Origin of the sequence: Paenarthrobacter sp. NEAU-H11, assembly GCF_050573415.1 — a bacterium.
Taxonomy (GTDB): domain Bacteria; phylum Actinomycetota; class Actinomycetes; order Actinomycetales; family Micrococcaceae; genus Arthrobacter.
Genome location: NZ_JBNZGA010000006.1, coordinates 152,273 through 167,585, shown reverse-complemented (window position 1 = coordinate 167,585; position 15,313 = coordinate 152,273). Strand labels below are relative to the sequence as shown.

At 67.4% G+C, this 15,313-nt stretch carries 15 protein-coding genes; 11 read left to right on the top strand and 4 right to left on the bottom strand.

Translation table 11 applies throughout. The features are described from left to right. The first annotated feature begins 46 nt into the window (after positions 1–46). The 5 genes from ACQ3DC_RS09965 to ACQ3DC_RS09945 are packed head-to-tail and all read left to right on the top strand — an operon-like array spanning position 47 to position 5,527. Positions 47–1,015: a carbohydrate ABC transporter permease gene (locus ACQ3DC_RS09965; protein ID WP_157238946.1), complete on the top strand. Its 969-nt coding sequence runs from the start codon at positions 47–49 to the stop codon at positions 1,013–1,015. Continuing rightward, a complete protein-coding gene (locus tag ACQ3DC_RS09960) occupies positions 1,012–1,962 on the top strand; it encodes a carbohydrate ABC transporter permease (protein ID WP_323056413.1) in 951 nt (316 codons plus the stop codon). The genes ACQ3DC_RS09965 and ACQ3DC_RS09960 overlap by 4 nt, the downstream gene beginning before the upstream one ends. 49 nt (positions 1,963–2,011) lie before the next feature. Continuing rightward, positions 2,012–3,070: an NAD(P)-dependent alcohol dehydrogenase gene (locus ACQ3DC_RS09955; protein ID WP_430752124.1), complete on the top strand. Its 1,059-nt coding sequence runs from the start codon at positions 2,012–2,014 to the stop codon at positions 3,068–3,070. Positions 3,071–3,072: 2 nt separating this feature from the next. After that, positions 3,073–4,047, top strand: coding sequence for a carbohydrate kinase family protein (locus ACQ3DC_RS09950; RefSeq protein ID WP_430752123.1), 975 nt, complete (start codon positions 3,073–3,075; stop codon positions 4,045–4,047). 4 nt (positions 4,048–4,051) lie between these two features. After that, positions 4,052–5,527: a mannitol dehydrogenase family protein gene (locus ACQ3DC_RS09945; protein ID WP_430752122.1), complete on the top strand. Its 1,476-nt coding sequence runs from the start codon at positions 4,052–4,054 to the stop codon at positions 5,525–5,527. 70 nt (positions 5,528–5,597) lie between these two features. On the opposite strand, the gene ACQ3DC_RS09940 is transcribed toward ACQ3DC_RS09945, so the two are convergent. Continuing rightward, positions 5,598–6,191, bottom strand: a complete 594-nt coding sequence (locus ACQ3DC_RS09940) for an SOUL family heme-binding protein (protein WP_430752121.1) — start codon at positions 6,189–6,191, stop codon at positions 5,598–5,600. A 158-nt stretch (positions 6,192–6,349) separates the two neighbouring features. Here ACQ3DC_RS09940 and ACQ3DC_RS09935 point away from each other — a divergent pair, with 158 nt between their 5' ends. The 4 genes from ACQ3DC_RS09935 to ACQ3DC_RS09920 all read left to right on the top strand — a co-directional run bounded on the left by ACQ3DC_RS09935 (position 6,350) and on the right by ACQ3DC_RS09920 (position 10,218). Next, positions 6,350–6,781 carry a MarR family winged helix-turn-helix transcriptional regulator gene (locus ACQ3DC_RS09935; RefSeq protein WP_430752176.1) on the top strand — a complete coding sequence of 144 codons (432 nt, stop codon included), beginning with the start codon at positions 6,350–6,352 and terminating at the stop codon, positions 6,779–6,781. Then, the gene (locus tag ACQ3DC_RS09930) at positions 6,778–8,037 is read left to right on the top strand and encodes an MFS transporter (RefSeq protein ID WP_430752120.1); all 1,260 of its coding nucleotides are present in this window, start codon (positions 6,778–6,780) and stop codon (positions 8,035–8,037) included. The genes ACQ3DC_RS09935 and ACQ3DC_RS09930 overlap by 4 nt, the downstream gene beginning before the upstream one ends. A 721-nt stretch (positions 8,038–8,758) precedes the next feature. Next, on the top strand, positions 8,759–9,358 hold the full coding sequence (locus ACQ3DC_RS09925; RefSeq protein ID WP_430752119.1) for a hypothetical protein: 600 nt from the start codon (positions 8,759–8,761) through the stop codon (positions 9,356–9,358). Further along, a complete protein-coding gene (locus ACQ3DC_RS09920; protein WP_430752118.1) occupies positions 9,355–10,218 on the top strand; it encodes a hypothetical protein in 864 nt (287 codons plus the stop codon). Before ACQ3DC_RS09925 ends, ACQ3DC_RS09920 begins: the two co-directional genes overlap by 4 nt. 114 nt (positions 10,219–10,332) lie before the next feature. Here the strand turns inward: ACQ3DC_RS09920 and ACQ3DC_RS09915 are convergent, their stop codons facing one another. The 3 genes from ACQ3DC_RS09915 to ACQ3DC_RS09905 all read right to left on the bottom strand — a co-directional run bounded on the left by ACQ3DC_RS09915 (position 10,333) and on the right by ACQ3DC_RS09905 (position 13,257). Then, a complete protein-coding gene (locus ACQ3DC_RS09915) occupies positions 10,333–11,265 on the bottom strand; it encodes a 2-hydroxyacid dehydrogenase (RefSeq protein ID WP_430752117.1) in 933 nt (310 codons plus the stop codon). Beyond that, positions 11,262–12,044 carry a DeoR/GlpR family DNA-binding transcription regulator gene (locus tag ACQ3DC_RS09910; protein ID WP_157238954.1) on the bottom strand — a complete coding sequence of 261 codons (783 nt, stop codon included), beginning with the start codon at positions 12,042–12,044 and terminating at the stop codon, positions 11,262–11,264. Before ACQ3DC_RS09910 ends, ACQ3DC_RS09915 begins: the two co-directional genes overlap by 4 nt. A gap of 70 nt (positions 12,045–12,114) precedes the next feature. After that, the gene (locus ACQ3DC_RS09905) at positions 12,115–13,257 is read right to left on the bottom strand and encodes a Gfo/Idh/MocA family protein (RefSeq protein WP_421092136.1); all 1,143 of its coding nucleotides are present in this window, start codon (positions 13,255–13,257) and stop codon (positions 12,115–12,117) included. A 142-nt stretch (positions 13,258–13,399) separates the two neighbouring features. Between ACQ3DC_RS09905 and ACQ3DC_RS09900 the strand changes: the two genes are divergently transcribed. Together ACQ3DC_RS09900 and ACQ3DC_RS09895 are read left to right on the top strand one after the other, a co-directional pair. Further along, positions 13,400–14,314 (top strand): PfkB family carbohydrate kinase, encoded by a 915-nt coding sequence (locus tag ACQ3DC_RS09900; RefSeq protein WP_430752116.1) that lies wholly within the window; start codon positions 13,400–13,402, stop codon positions 14,312–14,314. Positions 14,315–14,342: 28 nt separating this feature from the next. After that, positions 14,343–15,227, top strand: a complete 885-nt coding sequence (locus ACQ3DC_RS09895; protein ID WP_157238956.1) for an aldolase — start codon at positions 14,343–14,345, stop codon at positions 15,225–15,227. Positions 15,228–15,313 lie beyond the last annotated feature (86 nt).

Genomic DNA, 15,313 nt, shown 5'->3' with positions numbered 1-15,313 from the left:
CTGTGGCCCGCCCTGCGGGCGGGCCACAGAACCGCAGGAGAACATGATGACTTCCGCAACAGCGCGCGTCGCCCGTTCAGGGCACAGCGCCCCCAAACCTTCCAAAGACGCCAGGGCCCGTGAACGCGCCACGGCGTGGGCACGGCGCGCGCCGCTGCTGCCGGCCCTGGTCTTCCTCATTATCGTCACGCAGCTTCCCTTTGCTGCCACCCTGATCATTTCCTTCCTGAACTGGAACAGCCTCCGCCCGGACCAGACGGGATTCGCGGGTTTCAGCAACTACGTGGAGGTCCTCACCAACGCGGACCTGCGCCAGGCCATCTTCACCACCATCGTCCTCACCGTCTCGGTGGTCCTGGCCAGCCTGGTCATCGGTCTGGTCCTGGCCCTGCTCCTGGACAAGAAGTTCATTGGCCGCGGGCTGGCCCGCACCCTGCTGATCGCACCGTTCCTGGTGGTTCCCGTAGCTGCTGCCCTCGTATGGAAGCACGCCCTGCTGAACCCGACGTACGGCCTGATCAACGGCATCCTGACCTGGGTCTGGTCGCTTTTCGGCAGCAGCACCCCGCCACAGCCGGACCTCCTCTCGCAGGCACCCCTGACCGCCGTCATCCTCTCGCTGGTGTGGCAGTGGACGCCGTTCATGATGCTCATCCTGCTCGCCGGGCTGCAGTCCCGGCCCATGGACACCGTGGAAGCGGCGCAGATGGACGGGGCCAGCCCCTGGGAAATCTTCCGCCACCTGACCCTGCCGCACCTGCGCCAGTACCTGGAACTGGGCGGCCTGCTCGGCGCCATCTACATCGTGCAGAACTTCGACGCCGTCTTCACGCTCACCTCGGGCGGCCTGGGCACGGCCAACCTGCCGTACTCCATCTACCAGACCTTCTACTTCGCCAATGAATACGGTCTGGCCTCAGCAACAGGCGTCGTGGTGGTCATCGGCACCATCATCGTGGCCACCTTCGCCCTCCGCACCGTCTTTTCACTCTTCAAGAAGGAGGCAGCACGATGAGCACCCTCACTCCTGCCGAACCCCGCAAGCCGGGCCTCGCCCGTTCAACACCGCCCACCGACCCGAACACCGGGTCCGGCCGCCGCGGATTCGGAAGATCCGGCCGGGGCAAGTCTCGGATGGACCCGACGCGCAACAACACCGCCGCCGGCATCGCCGCCTGGCTGCTGGCCCTGCTGTTCGTGGCCCCGGTCCTCTGGATGATCCTGACCTCCTTCCACTCCGAAACGGATGCCGCCACCAACCCGCCGTCCATCGGCGCACCACTGACCCTTGATGCCTACGCGGAATTCTTCGGCGCCAGCTCCGGGGTCAGCCCCTGGCCGCCGCTGATCAACTCAGCCACCGCGTCCGTCCTGTCCACCGTGCTGGTGCTGGTCCTGGCCATCCCGGCCGCGTACGCCCTCTCGATCAGGCCGATCAAGAAGTGGACGGACGTAATGTTCTTCTTCCTTTCCACCAAGATGCTGCCCATCGTCGCCGCGGTCCTGCCGCTGTTCCTGTTCGCCAAAACCATCGGCGGGCTGGACAACATCTGGTTCCTGGTCCTGATGTACACCTCCATGAACCTGCCCATCGCTGTCTGGATGATGCGGTCCTTCCTCGCCGAAGTCCCGGTGGAAATGCTCGAAGCCTCCCAGATCGACGGAGCCGGCCTGCTCCTGACCCTCCGCGCCGTCGTCGCCCCGGTCGCGATGCCGGGGATCGCCGCCACCGCCCTGATCTGCTTCATCTTCAGCTGGAACGAACTGCTCCTCGCCCGGGTCCTCACCGGCGTCATGGCCGGAACAGCCCCGGTCTTCCTCACCGGCTTCGTCTCCAGCCAGGGCCTCTTCCTCGCCAAGGTGTGCGCGGCCGCCGTCGTCATCTCCCTGCCCGTGCTTTTTGCGGGGTTCGCCGCCCAGGACAAGCTCGTCCAGGGACTCTCCCTCGGCGCCGTGAAATAACAGGCCGTGAGATAAACCAGCCCGCCCAACACTCAGAAGGATCACTCCGATGACCACAACAACCACCCAGTCCCCGGCCACCGGCTCCGGCCTGCCGGCCACCATGCGCGCGTCCCTCCTCAAGCGCCAGGGCGAGATGGCCATGGAAACCCTGCCCCTCCCGCAGCTCGACGCCGACCAGGTCCTGGTCCAGGTCGCCGCCGTCGGCGTCTGCGGCAGCGACGTCCACTACTACGAGCACGGCCGGATCGGCCCCTACGTGGTGGACCACCCGCTCATCCTCGGCCACGAACTCTCCGGCCGGATCGCCGCCGTCGGATCCGCCGTTGACCCCGCCCGGATCGGCAAGCGCGTCGCCGTCGAGCCCCAGCGCCCCTGCCGCACGTGCAAGCAGTGCAAGGCCGGCCGCTACAACCTCTGCCCGGACATCGAGTTCTACGCCACCCCGCCCGTTGACGGCGCCTTCGCCGAATACGTCACCATCCAGTCAGACTTCGCCTACGACATCCCGGACAGCGTCAGCGACGAGGCTGCCGCCCTCATCGAGCCGCTCTCCGTAGGGCTCTGGGCCTGCGAACGCGCACAAATCAAGCCCGGCAGCCGGGTCCTGATCGCCGGCGCCGGGCCAATCGGCATCATCGCCGCCCAGGCCGCCCGCGCGTACGGCGCCACCGAGATCTACATCTCCGACATCGCCGAGGACCGGCTCGCCTTCGCCCTCGAACACGGCGCCACGCACGCGCTCAACGCAAAGACGGACAGCGTGGAAGGGCTCGACGTCGACGCGTTCATTGACGCGTCCGGCGCACCGCAGGCGGTCCGCGCCGGGATCAAGGCCGTGGCCCCTGCAGCTAGAGTCATCCTGGTCGGCCTGGGCGCGGACGACGTCGAACTCCCCGTCTCCTACATCCAGAACCGCGAGATCTGGCTCTCCGGCGTGTTCCGCTACACCAACACCTGGCCGCTGGCCATCCAGCTGATCGCGGACGGCAAGGTGGACCTGGACATCCTGGTCACCGGCAGGTTTCCACTCGCGGACTCCGAGAACGCGCTCAAGGCGGGCAAGCAGCCCGGCCAGCTCAAAGCCGTTGTCTACCCGGGCCGCTGACCATGATCACCGTCATCGGCGAGTCGCTCGTTGACATCATTGAAGCCCCCGGCCGGGGCTCCGCGCAGCAGGTGCACCCGGGCGGGAGCCCGCTCAACGTTGCGGTAGGGTGCGCGCGGCTGGGCCTGGGGACCAGGCTGGTCACGCACTATGGCGACGACGCGCACGGGAAGCTGATCGCTGACCACCTGCGCACCAACAATGTTGAACCGATCGTGGGAGGTTCCCTGCCGACGTCGTCCGCGCTGGCGTCCCTGGACGCTACCGACGCAGCCGAGTACACGTTCAACATCAGCTGGGACGTCAACGGGGCCTCCATCCCGGCCCTTGCCGCGGTGCAGGGTTCGCTGCATGTCCACACCGGATCCATCGCCACGGTCCTGGCACCCGGCAACAAGGCCGTCCGGGGCCTGGCCGAAGCGGCACGCCCGCACGCGACGGTGAGTTTCGATCCCAACTGCCGGCCGGCCATCAGCGGGAATGTTGAAGCCGCACGCCGTGAAGCCGAGGACTTTGTGGCCGCCAGTGACATCGTCAAAGCCAGCGACGAGGACCTGCGCTGGCTCTACCCCGGCAGGACCCTGGACGAGTCCCTTGCCGCGTGGCTGGCGCTGGGACCGGCACTGGTTGCGCTGACGCGCGGCGCGGACGGACCGGTGGTCCTGACCCGGCAGGGGCGCGTGGAGATGCCCGGCGAAACGGTCGCCGTGGCGGACACCGTGGGGGCGGGCGACTCCTTCATGGCCGCCCTGATCGCCGGCCTGGCGCAACGGGACGCGCTCGGTGCCGCCAACAGGCCGCGCCTGCGGAGCCTCTCCCCCGAAGACCTGGATGCCCTGGCGGCCTACGCGAACAGGGCCGCCGCCATCACGTGTTCCCGGCCGGGGGCCAACCCGCCCACGTCAGCCGAGCTGGGTTCCCTGTCCGGAAAGCCGGCCGGAACACCGCCCGGCCTGCCCGCCCCTGCGGAAGGTTAGCCCCATGACTGCACTTCAAACCCGGACCCTTACCGGACTGCCTGCATCCTTGGCCGTCCCCGCCTACGACCGGGCCTCTCTGACGGCGGGAATCGTCCACTTCGGCGTGGGCGGCTTCCACCGCGCCCACCAGGCCATGTACCTGGACCGGCTGATGAACGAGGGCAAGGCCCTCGACTGGGCCATCTGCGGCGTGGGGGTCCTGCCCGGTGATGCCCGCATGAAACAGGTCATGGACAGCCAGGACTGCCTCTACACCCTGGTGGTCAAGAACCCGGACGGAACCCGGGAAGGGCGGGTCATCGGCTCGATCATCGAGTACCTGTTCGCCCCTGACGATCCCGAGTCCGTCCTCGAGAAGATGGCGTCCGGCGCCGTCCGGATCGTTTCACTCACAATCACCGAGGGCGGGTACAACTTCCACCACGTCACCGGCGAGTTCGACGCCGGCAACCCCGACGTGGTCCACGACCTCCAGCCGGGGTCAGCACCCCGGACGACCTTCGGCCTCATCACCGAAGCCCTGGCCCGCCGTCGTGCCCGCGGCCTGGTCCCCTTCACGGTGATGTCCTGCGACAACATCCAGGGCAACGGCGACGTGGCGCGGAAGATGTTCACTGCCTTCGCCGTGCTCAAGGACCCGGACCTCGGCGCCTGGATCACCGCGAACGTTCCCTTCCCCAACAGCATGGTGGACCGGATCACGCCCGTCACCGCCGACGCTGACCGCGCCGCCGTTTCGGCGGAGTTCGGCGTCGAGGATGCGTGGCCCGTGGTGTGCGAGCCGTTTGAGCAGTGGGTCCTCGAGGACACGTTCAGCCTTGGACGTCCCCCGTTTGAGGACGCCGGGGTCCAGCTCGTGGCGGATGTTGAACCGTACGAACTGATGAAACTCCGCCTCCTCAACGCCAGCCACCAGGGCATGTGCTACTTCGGCCACCTGGCCGGCTACCGCTACGCCCACGAAGCTGCCCAGGACCCGCTGTTCGCAAAGTTCCTGCTCGACTACATGGACAAGGAGGCCACCCCCACCCTGGAGCCGGTGCCCGGCGTGGACCTCGCCCACTACAAACACACCCTCATCGAACGCTTCACCAACGAACACGTCCGGGACACCCTTGCCCGCCTCTGTGCGGAAAGCTCGGACCGGATCCCCAAATGGCTGCTGCCGGTCATCCGCATCAACCTTGATCGGGGCGGGGAAATCCGCCGGTCCGCCGCCATCGTTGCCAGCTGGGCCCGCTATGCCGAAGGCGCCGACGAGCAGGGCAACCCGATTGACGTCGTCGACCGCCTCAGGGACAAGCTGATGGCCTCAGCCGCCCGGCAGCGGCAGGAACCGCTGGCCTTCATCTCGGACCGGGAGGTCTTTGGCGACCTGGCCGGCAACCAGGAATTCATCGCCGCGTATACCCGGGCGCTGACAAGCCTCCACAACGCCGGTTCACGGGCCACACTTGAAGCATTGGCAGGCCAGTAGGGCAGGGGGCAAGCCTCGGTGGACCTGTTATGCCGTCATCGAACTTCCTGAACGCGGCGGCCGGGGACGGTCAGCCCGCAGCGTCCACCGGCTCCTGAACGTCCTGTACAACCTCATTCCGCCGCAGGAACCACGGCTTGAACGGCGGATCGAAGCGGGCAAACCGCGGCGGCCCCACCGGCGTCAGGCCGGCAAGGGTCAGTGCCGCCTGCAGGCCGCTGTTGCGCCGTTCGAACGCGGCCGCTGACCCGCTGCCGGAGAAGCGCAGCACTGCGGCAAGGGAACCGGGCACGGCCCGCACCGTCACGGCGGGGTCGGCGGGAACGGGCGCGGTTTCAGCTGTCACGCCGGCAGGAAGCACAAAAGCCACCACATACTCGGCAGGTCCACCCCTTCCTGCCAGGGAACCGGACTGAAGCACCGGGGCGGTCATAGCCAGCTTCTGCGGCGATCCGGGCTCCTGGATAACCGGGGCGGTCATGGCCAGCTTCCCGCGGGTTGAATTGCTCCCGCTGATGTAGTTGAACAAGCGCCGGAAGGCGATGTTTCCGGCACGGTCAAAGGTGGCGGCCACCTTGGTTTCGGCCACGACGTACCCGGGATAGCGGCGCAGTTCGAAGTGCGGATAGCGCCGGACCAGCTCGTAGGGTTGCCGTTCTGTCATGGTCCACCAGAGCCTACGCCAGCCCTGGCGGAAGCCGCCATACCCGGCGACGGCTTGCCGCCTCTTCCAAATGGGAGCATACTTATTAGCAGGACTAATTAGCATTGCTAAGCATTTTGGGGAGGCTCACGGACGTGACCACAGCCAAGAACGAGAGCATGACCGGGGAGACCGGCCCGGACACCCTGGCCATTGACCTCCGGACCGCCGTGATGCGCACCTCGCGGCGGCTCCGCGTCGAGGCAACCGGCGACGTCATCACGCCGGGCCAGTACACGGTGCTGGCATTACTCAACGGCAGCGGACCCAGCACCCTCCGCGAACTGGCCACCAGCGAGCACGTGCAGGCCCCGTCCATGACCCGGATCGTCAACGCCCTCGCCGAACTGGGCTTCGTCTCCAGGGCGGCAAACCCCGACGACGGCCGCCAGGTCCACATCGACATCACCGACGCCGGCCGGGCCGTCCTTGAAGAGGCCCGGAACCAGCGGACCGCGTGGCTCGCGCAACGCGTGGCCGGGCTCAGCGAGGAAGACCGGCTGGTCCTGAGCCGGGCCGCACGCATCATGCAGGAGATGAGCGGCAGATGAGCGCCATGTTCCGTGCGCTGGAAAACCGCAACTACCGGATCTGGGCGAGCGGCGCGCTGGTGTCCAACATCGGGACCTGGATGCAGCGGGTGGCGCAGGACTGGCTGGTCCTGACCGTCCTCACCGACTACTCCGGCGCCGCCGTCGGCATCACCACCGGCCTGCAGTTCCTCCCCATGCTGCTGCTCGGCCCGTACGGCGGAGTGCTGGCGGACCGCTACCGAAAGAGGGTGATCCTGCTGTGGACGCAGGTGGCCATGGGCGTGACCGGGCTGGTGCTCGGGCTCCTGGTGGTGACCGGCACCGCGGAGCTGTGGCACGCCTATTTGGCCGCCCTGTGCCTGGGAATAGCCAGCGCCATCGATGCGCCGTCACGCCAGTCCTTCGTGTCAGAACTCGTGGGGCGGGACAACATTTCCAACGCCGTTGCACTGAACTCCGCGTCCTTCAACACAGCCCGGCTGACCGGCCCTGCCATTGCCGGGGTACTCATTGCCTGGGTGGGCACGGGACCGGTCTTCCTCCTGAACGCTGCCAGCTTCGCCGCCGTCATTGTTTCCCTCTTCCGGATCCGGACCGCAGAACTCGTGCCCGCCGCCCCGGCAACACGGAGCAGGCACCAGGTGGCGGAAGGCGTCCGCTACGTGCGCAACCGGCCGGACCTGGTGCTGATCATGGTCCTGGTGGGCATCCTGGGGGCGTTCGGAATGAACTTTCCCATCATCAACGCACTGATGGCCACCACTGAGTTCGGCGCCGGCCCGGGCGAATTCGGGCTTCTTGGTTCGATCATGGCGGTGGGTACGCTGGGCGGCGCGCTGCTTGCGGCACGCCGGGCCGGGCCGCGGCTGCGGTTCCTGCTGGGCGGTGCGCTGGGGCTCGGCGCGTTTACCCTCCTGGGGAGTGTGTCGCCGTCGTTCTGGCTGTATGCGGCCGTCCTGGTCCCGATCGGGCTGGCGTCCATCACGTTCCTGAACAGCTGCAACACCAGCATCCAGCTCTCCGTGGAGCCCCGCTTCCGTGGGCGCGTGCTGGCACTCTACCTGGCGGTCCTGCAGGGCGGCACCGCCGTGGGCGCGCCCCTGATGGGCTGGATCGGCACGGAGTTCGGCGCACGCTGGTCCGTGGCCGCCGGCGGTGTCATCGTGCTGCTGGCCGCGGCCTCCGGCGTGATCGTGGCCAGCCGGAGGAGCAGCCTGGGCGTGCGCGACCACCTGCGGATGGTGTTCCGGAGGAAGCGCCAGCACGCTGCATAGAACACGCTGTATAGAAATCGCACACGGGCCACGCAGTAACGGCACAGTAACGCCTGGAGCGTTTAATGCCGGTGTACGCAACTACCCTGCGAGGTTGGGCCCTCCCTGCCGGAGATCCCGGCACTCAACCCAAGGCTGGAAGTTCGGCATACAGAGACAGTGATGGTGCGAGATGCACTCCTACAGCCGCCGCCACCCTATCGCCTTTGTCTGGGCGCTGGTCCTGTCGCTGCTTCTGTCCGCCTGCATGTCGACAGAGGACAGGAGTGGCCCGGCAGCCAGCAGCCCTGCCGCCTCGTCCAGCGAAAGCAGGCAGGATGCATCGCCGTCGGATCGGCCCGCTGAAGAAACGGCCGGCGGCGGCGCCAGCCGGGGACCGGACGGATCCGGCGGTACAGGCTCTGATAATTCAAGCTCTGATGCTTCAGGCTCCGGTCCTGACAGCGGGCAAAGCCTGCCGCAAGGCCAGGATCCGGCACCGGCCCCGCAGCCGCCGCCCGTGCCACGACAGCCGCAGGGGCCCGGTCCGGCGCAGCCACCCGGTCCACCCGCCCCTGCCCAGCCCCCGGCACCGGCACCCGCTCCGCAGGCTCCCGGCCAGCCGCCCGCGCCGCCGCCCGGTCCGCCCGCCGCTGCCCAGCCGCCAGCCCCCGAGACCGTGGTGCTCGACTGGCTGCCGATAGGCCCGGTCGGCAGGGGGGATCCGATTTGGTATGTGCGCTTGAAGGACTTGAATTGTGAGTCGGTTCCCGGCTTCTCCGAACCCTTCAATACCGTGGAAGAGGCAGCACGGACGCTTTGCTTCGGCCTGAAGGGTGACCAGGCTGCCTGGGAGGCGGGCGTTCCTGCCCTGTCGACGTCCCCGCCTGACTGCTGGTCTGAAGCCGCGCAGCAGATCCTCAGCAATATCGCTGCCGTCCGGACACAAAAGCCGGATGCCGTCATTGAGCTTGCCCCCCGCCCCGGGACCGCCTGCGTTCCGGAACTCAAAGCCGTGCAGGATGATGCGGGCGACAGCCAGCCCTTCCAGGTCTGCGCAGGGGACGTGCTCATCCTGGACGGAAGCGTCACCGGCCTCCCCGCCGGCACCGTCCGTTCAGTCAACGTTGGCTCCGCCACGGCACTGGTCAGCCAGCGCCAGAGCTTCACGGACACCAACTTCCCGTTTGAGTTCTACTTCCTGGCACCGCCACTGGCTGAAGGGCAACCCACCACCGCCGAAGTGAGTATTGCCGACGCCGACTGGCAGGTCCAGGGATCCGCTTCCTTCGAGTACGCCGCGGACCAGAGTACGTGCCCGGCGCCGGGCGCCGCACCGTGACGGAGGGCGACGGAGACGGGCGTTCCGCATGGTCCCGCGCCGTCGGAGTTATTTCCGCCATCGGCCCGCCGGTTACGGTTGCCACGGCGCTGCTGTTCTACTTCGGCTGGGCACGCGCCGATGCACAGGCGGCGTACATGGGCCTCAACGTCAGCCTCTTCGGGTACACAGTGCAGGACTACCTGCTCATCAGCATCAACGCGCTCTTCCTGCCGCTGGTCTGCATCCTTGCCGCCAGCGTTGCCTGGCTGGCGCTTGACCGCTTGCTGCGCCGCCGGATCGAGGAGGACCGCGGACGCGCCGTCATCCTCCGGGCCGCAGGCATCGGCGCCCTGGTCAGTGGGCTTGTGGTCGGAGTCAGCCTGGTGCTGGCGGTGGTTGATCGCACCCGGACGGCGCTCTTCTCGCCGTATCTGATGGCCCTGGGCGTACTGGTGGCCACCTGGTGCGTCCACCTCCGCCGCCTGGGCCGGAACACCCAGGTGCCGGCCCTGAGCGCCGAGCAGCGGGCGGTGGAAACCACGCTGATCCTGAGCATCGTGACGCTGCTGCTTTTCTGGGGCACGGCCGACTATGCGCAGGCGCTGGGCCGGCGGCTGGCCGTGGACTACGAGCAGGGCGTCCAGTTCATGCCCCGGGCGGAGGTGTATTCGCCCAAGCCGCTGGGCATCGGCTCCGGCGCGGTCACCGAAGTGAAGGTGGGCAACGGCGAAGCTCCGCTCTACCGGTACGACGGGCTGCGCCTGCTGGTGCTGAGCGGCGGACGTTTCTTTTTCCTGCACGACGGCTGGGCGCCGCGGGACGGAACGGTCATCGTCCTGCCGGACGACAACTCGGTCCGCATCGAATTCCGGAGATAGCCCCACCAACAAGCCCGCGGCCGCCCCTCAACAGGCAACACGGGGTCACTTTTGGCCTAATAACGGTCAATTATTCGGCTGGGAGTGACCCCGCGTTGCAGTATACCGCAGAACCTAGCTCCGGGACGGGCCGCCCAGCACCACGTTGACGGGCTCCTTGCCCTCCAGCATCAGCTCGATCTGCTGCTTGATCAGCCGGACCATCCGCGGGAACATCGCCGAGCTGGCCCCGCCGACATGCGGGGTAATCAGCACGCCGGGCGAGGTCCAGAGGGGATGGTCAGCGGGCAGCGGCTCGGGGTCCGTCACGTCCAGCGCAGCACGCAAACGGCCCGAGGACGTCTCCGCCAGCAGCGCGTCCGTGTCCGCCACGGGTCCGCGGGCCACGTTCACCAGCAGCGCCCCGTCAGGCATTGCTGCCAGGAACTTTGCGTCCACCAGCTGCTTTGTCTGCTCGCTGAGGGGCACACTGACCACCACGATGTCGTGCAGGGGCAGCTGCTCATACAGTGAGTCGATCCCGAAGATCTTTCCGCCGGCGTCCTCGCGTTCACGGCTCGCCATCCGGGTCACCTGCGTTTCGAAGGGCAGGAGCCGGGCCTCGATGGCCTTGCCCACTCCCCCGTAGCCCACCAGCAGCACCCGGCGGTCAGCCAGGCTGGGCCGCTGCCTGTTGTCCCAGGTCCCGGTGGCCTGGTTCCGTGCAAAGTCGGCCATGCCGCGCTGGCTGGCAATCATCATGCCCAGGGCAAGTTCCGCCGTCGACGTTTCATGGACGCCTGCCGCGTTGGCGAAAAGGCAACCCGCGGGCAGGACGTCCGCCACGCCGTCGTAACCGATGGACTGGCTCTGGACCAGGCCGATCTCCACGGACTTCAGCGCAGCCAGCACCTCCGGCCCGCGCATGTAGGGCGGCACCACGATGTCCAAACGCCCGGCGGGGGCAGGGCCGGAAAAGTCCCATACGAAGAATTCGACGCCGGCAGCCGGCTCCAGTGCGTCCACCAGTTTCTGGTCGGGCAGGGCAATCCGCAGCGGCGCGGTCATGCCGCCACCACGAGCTTGACGTTCGCCGCACGCAGCGCCGATTCGATTTCCCGCGGCGGGGGCGCGTCCGTCACCAGGACATCCGCGGCGTCGAAGGCCGCCAGCCGGGCCAGCGCGTACCGCAGCATCTTCTGGTGTGTTGCCACCACTACCACCTGTTCCGCAGAGTTCATGAGTGCGATCTTAGTGGCGCGTTCCACGTCACGCTCAATGTAAAACGCCTCGTCGTGGATTCCGCTGACGCCAATGAACGCGGTCCTGGCGCGCAGCCCGGCCGCAGCGCTGACGGTCATGGGGCCGTTGAATGCCTGGCTGTCCAGCAGCAGTTCCCCGCCGAGGCAGATGGTCCGTGCCGAGGTCAGCTGCAGGCACCGCTGGATGGCCGGGGCCGAGTGGGTAATGATTGTCCCCTTGAACGCGGCGGGCAGCTCCTGCGCAATCTGGTACGTGGTGGTGCCGGCGTCCAGGATGATCGCGTCCCGCTCCCCGATCATGGATACGCAGGCGCGGGCCACGCGAAGCTTGGCTTCGGCATCCTCACGGACCCGGGCAGCGAAGTCCGCGTTCTGGCCCTGCCCATGGATGGCGCTCACACCGCCGTGCACCACCCGGACCAGGCCCAGTTTGGACAACACCCGCGTGTCCCGGCGCACCGTCATGTCCGAGACCGCGAAGGTCTCGGCCAGATCGGTGGTGGAAATGAACCCCCGCCGGCCCAGCTCGTCCAGGATGGTGCGCTGGCGGGGCGTCAGCGGCGCATCCCCACGTGCAATGCTCATAACCCCTTCTTTCTGACCATGCGCCGGACACCAGGCTCGGCGGAGTGTTGCAATTCCAACACCAACTTACCTAGTGTCGTACCCCGGCACCGGCATTCGTAAGCTCCACGGGGCGTCCTTCCGCGATTGAACGTTCGGCCGCAAGGCCCATCCGGACCGACTGCAGCCCGTCTGCAACCGTTACTTCCACCGGCCCCTCGCCGAGGATCGCCTTCCGGTACCCAAGGTGCTCGTAGTACGTGGAGCCGTGGTGGGCGCCCGCGGCCAGTACTGCCTCATCCACCGGGACCTCGTGCTTTTCAGGGCCCAGCGGCGAGCGCGGGCTGAACTCCACGGTGGCCTCCGCCTCGTCACCGGGGATCCAGTGGTTGGCTGCCACCGGGATGAGCGTCTCGATCTTGGCGGCATCCCCCACGATGGAGATCCGTTCCTGGAACTTGGACCCCTCGGCGAACATGGACAGCTCCAGCATGGCGCGGCGGCCGCCCTTGAAGTCCACGATCACGTAGGCATTGTCGATCATGTCCGACACGCGGCCGTCGTAGACCTCGTCCATGTGGTTCACGTCGTGGCCGCCGCTGGCGTAGACCCTGACCGGCTCATCCTGCAGGATCAGCCGCATCAAATCGAAGAAGTGGCAGCACTTCTCCACCAGGGTTCCGCCGGTCCGCTCCGCGAAGCGGTTCCAGGCATCCACCTTGTGCAGGAACGGGAAGCGGTGCTCCACGATGGAGAGCATGTAGATGTTGCCGAGCTTGCCGGTGTGCGCAGCCTGGATGACTTCCTGTACCGGCGGCATGTAGCGGTATTCCATCGCGACCCACACGGGCGCCGGGTAGCCGGCGGCCAGCGCCTCGAGTTCATCGGCCTGCTCGGCGGTGGTGCACACAGGCTTCTCCACGAGCACGGGCAGGTTGGTTCCGCTGGCGAAGATGTCTTTCAGGATGCCCAGGTGCGTGTCGTTGGGGCTGGCGATCACGAGTGCATCCACCAGGCCGGAGGCCAGCAGTTCCTGGTGGGAGGAAAACGTCTCCACCCCGTACCCGATCTCCGCAACAGTCTCCTCCAGGGAGGACTGCTGGGGATCGGACACTGCGGTGATCCGGCTTCCGGGGATCAGGGCGAGGTTCCGGACGTGTTCGCGGGCCATGTGGCCTGCGCCGATGAGGCCGTATCGGATGGTCCGGACCGGTTCCGCAGAAGGCAATGACATGAGCTGCTCCGTTTCTCTACGTTGAGTTTTTGGGGGGACCGCGGCGTTGCATCCCAAACAGAACTATACAGAAAGTGTTGTTATTCCAACATAGCGTGTGTATATTTCTTCAGTACCAGCCGGAACTACAACGAGGTGGAACGTGCCCCAACCGTCAACTGGAACCCTGCTCTTCGTAGGGTGCGCCACACTTGACTCCATCGCTTTGGTGGAGGACTACCCTGCTGCGGACAGCCGCACCGTTGCCGCGGATTTCGCGACCGCGGGCGGCGGTCCGGCCGCCACCGCAGCCGTGGCAGCAGCCCGCGCCGGAGCTGCAACAGCCTTCGCCGGTGTCCTCGGCACCGACGAGGAAGGCGACCGCATCATCGCCGGCCTGCAGGCAGAAGGCGTTGACACCTCCGCCGTCATCCGCGACCCGGACGTCAAAACAGGGGCCAGCGTGATCGTGGTCAGCAAGGCTTCCGAAAGCCGGGCCATCGTCACCCGTCCGGTGCCGCCGGTCAGCTTTCCGGCCGGCAGCCGCTTCCATGAACTGCTGCAGTCGGCAGCCTGGGTCCACGTGGACCACCTGGGCTGGAACGCCGTCGCCTCCGCCACACGCGGGGACCTTGGCACCCTAAGGATCAGCGTGGATGCCGGCAACCCCATCCCGTCCTTCAATCCCAAGGGCGTCGCACTGTACGTCCCCACCATCGAACGGCTCCGCGCAGAGTACGGCGAGCAGCTTTCCGCCCCGGCGCTCCTTCAAAAAGCGGTCGACGACGGCGCCTCCGCCGTCGTGGCCACCGCCGGCTCGGAGGGGGCCTGGGTCAAGGACGGCAACGGCGACCCGGTCCACGTGCCCGCCACCCCGGCCAACATCGTCTCCACCCTGGGCGCCGGCGACGTCTACCACGGCGCCCTCCTGGCCGCCGTCGCCGCCGGGCTGCCGCTGGTGGAGGCCGCAGCCTTTGCCGGCCGCACCGCCTCCGCGTCCTGCCAGGGACTGGACGGCCGCTCCGCCATCCCCCACCAGACCATCATTCCTGTCCTAGCCACCAACCTGCCCGCCTAACCCAACGCCCAGCTGAAAGAAGCAGCCCATGAGCCCCACAGACCTCTCACCCCTCCAGCGCCCGTCAGGCGCCTTCGCGATGCTCGCCGTGGACCAGCGCGAGGCCATGCGCAACATGTTCGCCGAGCACACGGACCAGCCCGTCACGGACCAGGACCTCCAGGACTTCAAGCTCCAGGCCGCCAAAATCCTTACCCCCTACGCCTCGGGCGTCCTGATCGACCGGCAGTTCGCCCTCGACCAGGCCATCGAGGACAACGTGGTGGACCCCGGCTGCGGGCTGATCGCCTCGGCGGACCACTTCGAATCCGCACACGGCGAACTGGTGGGCGAGGTAACCATTGACCGCCTGGTGGACCCGCACAAGTACAAGGCCCTGGGCGTGAAGGCCCTCAAGCTCCTGGTCCTCTACCGCCCGGACGAGCCCGCCGAAGGCCGGGTGGAAATGGTCCGCGAATTCGTGGAACGGTGCCAGTCCGCCGGACTCATCAGCATTATCGAGCCCGTCTCCCGCAAGCCGCTGGCCGGCGGAGACTTTGACTGGAACGCCGGCATCCTCGCCGCCGCCAAGGAGCTTGGCAGCCTGGGCGCTGACCTGTACAAGGCCGAAGTCCCGTTCCACGGCCAGGCCTCCGAGGCAGAGGTCCGGGCCGCGTGCGCCGAGCTGACCAATGCCATCGACGGCCCCTGGGTGGTGCTCTCCTCCGGTGTCCCCGAGGACGTCTTCCCGGAGGCAGTCCGGTGGGCCTGCCTGGAAGGTGCCAGCGGCTTCCTCTCCGGACGCGCTGTCTGGGCGTCCTGCATCGGCGCGCCCGACGTCGTCGAATCCCTGTCCACTGACGCCGTCCGGCGGCTGCAGCGCCTCTGCGCCGTGGTGGACGACGTGGTCACCGCCCAAAGGGCCAACGCCTAAGCACCCGGGGAGCCAAAGCGTCGTGACCGTGGCAACCCTTTCCGCAGTCAAGTAAACAAGGCACAGCAAACACTCAACGAGGAGAT